Origin of the sequence: Frankia sp. KB5 (assembly GCF_002099325.1) — a bacterium.
GTDB classification, from domain to species: Bacteria; Actinomycetota; Actinomycetes; order Frankiales; family Frankiaceae; genus Frankia; species Frankia casuarinae.
This window is the reverse complement of the sequence record NZ_MRUJ01000211.1, coordinates 1-5,387: the sequence shown is the minus strand read 5'-3', so window position 1 is coordinate 5,387 and position 5,387 is coordinate 1. Positions and strand designations below refer to the sequence as shown.

Below are 5,387 nucleotides of genomic sequence, written 5' to 3'. Positions count from 1 at the left end.
CTCGACTCGCAGACGGCCGTTCTCCACCAACACATCCGCCAGCGCCTCACCACCAGCAACGCCGCAAACACCCGACTCGACAACCGCCACGCACCACAGCAAACCATCCCGACCAGCGAACCATCACCCACGGAGACCATCAGGCCACACCCAGCCCCCGCAGCCACCGCCAACGTCGATCAACTCAACGGGACTTCCGACTACGTACGTTCGGGCGGTGGCCGGAGGGGTGCCGTAAATAGAGAAGTCCCCGGTAGATCACAGGGTGTCTACCCCACTGTGCCCTTGACCGAGGACTTCCGTTGCTAACCTACCCTGGTGTCGTCGACCTGCCCGAGTCGACCCTGACCTTCCTCGCGGGGCTGCTGGCCGAGGATCGCGCCCAGCGTCGGACCTGGCGCAAGCTGCCCCCACCCGAGCAGGCACTCCTGGTGCTCGTCCACCTCCGCAAGGGTGAACGCTACGAGCGACTCGCCGAGGGCTTCCAGGTCAGTGTCGGCACCGTCCACAACTACATCCGCGAAGCCGTCCGCCTGCTCGCCACTCACGGCCGGACCCTGCTCGCCGCGGTCTGGATCTTCGCGTGGACCCAGAGCAACTTCCTCATCCTCGACGGCACCGTCGTGCGTACCAACCGTGTCCGCGCGCACAACAAGCTGTACTACTCGGGCAARCACAAGTACCACGGCATCAACCTGCAGGGCCTCACCGACCCCTACGGCCGGCTGATCTGGATCTCCGAAGGGCTTCCCGGCTCCGTCCATGACCTCACCGCGGCCCGGATGCACGACATTCTCGATCTGATCGACCGCTCGGAGCTCTACCTCTACGCGGACAAGGGCTACGTCGGCGGCGAGGGCGACCGCCTCCTCGTCCCGATCAAGAAACCCAAGAACAACGACCTCCCCGACCGTGACAAGGAGGCCAACCGGACCCACGCCACCACCCGCTCACAAGGCGAACGAGGATTCGCGGTCCTCAAGAACTGGCACATATTCGACCGTTTCCGTGGCTGCCCACGCCGCGTCGGCACCTTCGCCCAGGCCGCCCTCGTCCTCGCCACCGAGGGCCTTTAGGAAAACCAACTTTGAAATGGCTCACTGACCTACGGGCTCGCAGGCACCACAGAGGGACGACGTCGGACCGGACGGCACCAACATCCTCATCAGGACAGGGTGCCGGCGCAAGCCGGCATGATCACTGACCTGGACCAGACCGCGTCCCTCCAAGACCCGCGCGGTGAGCTTGTGGCTCTGGTCGGGCCAATCTCGCGGCGGGCATCCGTCGCCAATCCAGCGGAGAACCGCGAGCTGGCGCTCGTTGGGTTTGGTTGGACGCGACACAGGACCACCTCACGGCGTCCGGCAAATTGGGCGGAATCAGGTAGATGAGTAGCTCACAGCAGCATCGCTGACGCGCAAACTACTCGGCCTCATCCGGATAGCCGGATCGTGGGGCCGCCGAATGCAGGAAGGACCTGACGCGGCAGGTAATGGGAATCGTCGAATCGTCGAAGCCGCGTATGACGACGATCATCCAGGCGCCCGGCGGATCCGCAATATTCTTGAGCGCTGCGGATAGCGTCTTTCGTGCAGGAGGCGACCGCAGGCACACGGCGGTATGGCGAAGCCGGGCGGTCAACATCGCCTGGCCAGACTCTGGATCTTCGTCGCGGCACGCTGTAGCACCGGGTGCTACGCTGGCATGGTGAGCACTCCTGAGATCACGCAGCGGGACCTGCGGTCGAGGTCGCGGGAGATCATGGACGCCGTCGAGCATGGGCAGTCGTTCACGGTCACTCGGGATGGTCACCAGATCGGGCAGCTCGTCCCGATCCGGCGCCGGCGCCGGTTCGTCTCGCGGCAGGAGTTCGCCGCGATGTCACGCAACGCACCTGACACCGGCCTGGAGGCGTTCCGCGCCGACCAGGAGGCCGCGGCCGACCACGAGGCGACGGATGCCTATGACCAGTGAGCCCGTCCGGCAGGGCCTGCTGGATACCAACATCCTGATCCTGCGCCGCTGGGTGAACGTGGCCGAGCTTCCGGACGAGATGGCGATCAGCGTGGTGACGCTGGCGGAGCTGTCCGCCGGGCCACACCAGGTGCGGCGTAACGACGAGCAGGACCTGTACGACGAGCATGAGGAACGGGCACGGCGGATGGAGATCCTCCAACGTGCCGAGAACGAGTTCGATCCGATCCCGTTCGACGCCGAGGCGGCGCGGGTCTACGGCCGGCTGACCGCGGCCGTCGTCRCCGCGGGCCGCAAACCGCGCCGCCGGACCGCGGACCTGATGATCGCCGCCACGGCGGTCGCGGAGGACCTTCCACTGTTCACCACCAACCCCGGCGACTACACCGGCCTGGAACGGCTCCTACGCACGGTCCCCGTCACGAGGCCGCCATTGCCCCACGAGAGGAAGCCCTAACCCAGCCGGGGCGGCGAGGCTGCTGCCATACGTCGATGGCGGACGTTTTCGGGTGTCACGGGCCGCACCCCGATCTGGCCAGCCGGATCCGGGAACCCCAGACCGACCATGACGACACGATCAACCCGGTAAGCCCAGCGCGACAGTCTGGGGCGCCGCAGCGATCATGGGGAGGTGTAGCAACGGGTGTAGCAACAGAGGCAACCGACCACGCACGTCGACGGCCTTCCACTTCCGTTCCCGACCGCCGGGAACGACGCGCCGACCGTCCCGGACGGTCCCCTCGCGTCCGGCGGGTGGGTGCCGACCGTGCCGCATGCGGGGCGCACCGATCCCTCGCAGGATGCGACGCGCGGACCGCGTGCCCGCCACGACCGGGCGTCGGTTCCGGCGTTCTGGACGGTGGTGGACGGGCGGGTGGTTGCCGGCCCGTGGGCGGACCGGTATGACGCAGTCCGGGCGGGGGATGACCATCCCGGTAGCGCCGTCGGCTACGGGGTGGTAGCGGCGGACGGGACGCTGACGAGCCGTTCCGCACCGGATGATCTCGCGTTTAATCGCCTGTGGTCCGAACAGGTCGCGCGGCTCACCGATGACCATGGGGGGAGGGTGCGCGCGACCCGGGACGCTACCGCGCTGCTCACGGTGCGGGTAGCGCGTGCGCTCGTGCTGGCGGGGGTGCCGGTGGCGGACACTACCGGGCGGGAGGCAACCGGCGGGGTCCTGCTTGTCCCGGTGCGCACGGGTGCGTACCGGGGGGTGGYGTTGGGGTGGGCTACCCATCCCCGGATGGCCACCATCCCCACGGCGAATCGGCCCGTCCCGGCCGGGGTGGGTGATGTGCTGACCTACGCGGTAGCGGCCACGCTCGACGCGCTGGGGTTCACCGTGCGCTACGGCAGGCAGACACGGGCGCATCTGGTCACGGCCGGACCGGGGGACGCGCGATGAGCGACGTGCCGACGTGTGAGACACCCCGTTGTGCCGCACCCGCACTGGTGATCGTCTCCGATGGGAGAGAAACGGCGTTGGCGTGCGCCCTATGCCACGAGGCCATGTTGCGGGCCAGCGGCGGAGTGATCCGTGGCATCGGTCTCGTCCCCCGGACCCCACGCCCGTAGCCGCTTGCTAGACGCTTACAGGAACAGGCCCCCCGCACCGGATACGGTGCGGGGGGCCTGCCGCATGTTGGGGTCAGTCGGTGGGGGGTGGGTCGGGGGGTCGGGGGCGTGGATGGTCCCGCATGGTGGCGAGCAGCACCGCGAGGGCGTTGATCTGTTCATCGGTCAGTGGGGGCATCGCCCATACGGCGCGGCGGATCGCCGTGTGTTCGTCGTCCGGTTCGTCGGCAGGGTGGTCCGGCGTGCTGGTCATCGCGGCTCCCTGACCCCCGCCGGTCGTCACGTGACGACCGGCGGGGGGTTGCGGTTGCGCCGGGTGGGGGTCGGCGGGGGTGGTTCGGGACGGTCGCGTGGCACCCGGGGGTGGACGGCTACCGCGACCGTGCTGTGTTTGTTCAGATCACCGGGGGTGCGCGGGGTGCGGGCATGGGGTGTTGCCGCTACCTGGTCGCGGGCGTGGTGCTAGCGGGCGGCGTTCCCGGGGTTGGGTGCGGTGTGGCGGGGGTGGTCGCTGCGCGGGCGTGCGCGGTGTGGGTGTGGGTGTGCCCTACCCGCGTGTAGGGGTGCGGGGTGGGTCCGCCCGGTGATGTGACTGTCTGTGGCGATGTGCCGTGGTGTGCACGGGTGGGGGTGTGTGGGTGCCTACGCGCGTAGGCGCGCACGCACGCGCGCGCGTAGGGCCGTGCATGCACGCCGGGGTGCACGGCGTTGCACGGGGGTGTGCACGGCGGTTCCGTGACGGTGGGTCATGGGCGGTGGGGGGTGGCGTGCCAACGGCCGGGCGCGGCCTGGCGCACCTTGCCGGCTTCCTGGAGCTGCTGTAGGGCATAGTACACCCATCGACGGGACCGGCCGGTGGCGGTCACCAGGTCGGGCACGCTGGCGCCGTCCGGTGTTGCCGTGAGGGCAGTCCACAGGGCACTGTTGGGGTCGGGGTTATGGTCCGTGTGCGGCCCGTCCGACCGGGCGGGTAGAGCCGGTGGCGTGGGATAGCGGCTGGTGATATCCGCCACGGTGTCGTCGTCTAGCAGGTAGGCACGGTGGGGTGTGGGCGTGGTGTGGTCGGGGTCAAGGATGAGGAACACGCCGGGAAGGGTGAAGGCGTCGGTTCGCCAACCACTTTTGTAGGCGCCTGCGCCGAGGATGAGGTCTGTGTCGGCGCGTTCCCGGACTCGCAGCGCTATCCGGACGTCCATCTGGCTACGGATAGCGCCGTTTCCCGTCGCGTCTTGGGTTGGTCGTTGCGTGGCAGCGATGAGCGTGACCGCGACTGCGCGGCCGAGACGGGCCAGGGAATCAGCTATGTCCAGTGCTTCCGGGGGGAGTTCCGCGAATTCGTCGACCAAGATCGCGAGTGCTGGGCGTTCCCGGGTGGGGTTCCAGGTCCTTTCCCCGCGCTGTGCTTGCTCGCGGGTGCGCCGGTTCAGTTCTTCCCATGCGGCGGTGAAGAGGGTTAGGGCATCGTCCGGTGTGGTCGCGAGCCTGCCGAGTGATTGCGCCCACGGGCCGAGTTCCATGCCGCCTTTCAGGTCCACTCCCCAGACGGTCACATCGTCTGCGGGAATGAGCCCGGCGAGGATCGTGTTCACCAGGCCCGATTTCCCCGCGCCGACGACGCCACCGATGAGGACATGGCGGCGGAGGAGAAGAACGGTTACGGCCGTGCCATCCTCGGAAACGCCGATAGCAATCGGTTTGGTGATCGTCGCGGGGTGGTCGTGTCCGGGCCAGGGGTTCGGGCGTGCCAGAGGATCGGTTTCTGTCACTCGGACGATGTAAGTATTCGGCGATGGCGTGGAGGGGCTGGTTCCGCCGTGTGGCGGTGTCGTGGCTGT

Annotated in this window: 6 protein-coding genes; 4 read left to right on the top strand and 2 right to left on the bottom strand. The window is 68.4% G+C overall.

The genetic code is table 11. The features are described from left to right. Window positions 1-302 precede the first annotated feature (302 nt). The 4 genes from KBI5_RS19005 to KBI5_RS18990 all read left to right on the top strand — a co-directional run bounded on the left by KBI5_RS19005 (window position 303) and on the right by KBI5_RS18990 (window position 3,382). Window positions 303-1,076 carry a transposase family protein gene (locus tag KBI5_RS19005; protein ID WP_085016005.1) on the top strand — a complete coding sequence of 258 codons (774 nt, stop codon included), beginning with the start codon at window positions 303-305 and terminating at the stop codon, window positions 1,074-1,076. A 628-nt stretch (window positions 1,077-1,704) separates the two neighbouring features. Further along, the gene (locus KBI5_RS19000) at window positions 1,705-1,974 is read left to right on the top strand and encodes a type II toxin-antitoxin system prevent-host-death family antitoxin (RefSeq protein WP_011434617.1); all 270 of its coding nucleotides are present in this window, start codon (window positions 1,705-1,707) and stop codon (window positions 1,972-1,974) included. Beyond that, entirely contained in the window at window positions 1,958-2,431 is a 474-nt protein-coding gene (locus KBI5_RS18995) for a type II toxin-antitoxin system VapC family toxin (RefSeq protein ID WP_085016004.1), read from the top strand. The genes KBI5_RS19000 and KBI5_RS18995 overlap by 17 nt, the downstream gene beginning before the upstream one ends. Before the next feature lie 309 nt (window positions 2,432-2,740). Continuing rightward, on the top strand, window positions 2,741-3,382 hold the full coding sequence (locus tag KBI5_RS18990) for a hypothetical protein (RefSeq protein ID WP_133057082.1): 642 nt from the start codon (window positions 2,741-2,743) through the stop codon (window positions 3,380-3,382). 243 nt (window positions 3,383-3,625) lie between these two features. Here KBI5_RS18990 and KBI5_RS18985 read toward each other — a convergent pair whose 3' ends face one another. Then, window positions 3,626-3,805: a hypothetical protein gene (locus tag KBI5_RS18985; protein ID WP_023842169.1), complete on the bottom strand. Its 180-nt coding sequence runs from the start codon at window positions 3,803-3,805 to the stop codon at window positions 3,626-3,628. Between the two features lie 493 nt (window positions 3,806-4,298). After that, window positions 4,299-5,318, bottom strand: coding sequence for an FtsK/SpoIIIE domain-containing protein (locus tag KBI5_RS18980; protein ID WP_157902548.1), 1,020 nt, complete (start codon window positions 5,316-5,318; stop codon window positions 4,299-4,301). Window positions 5,319-5,387 lie beyond the last annotated feature (69 nt).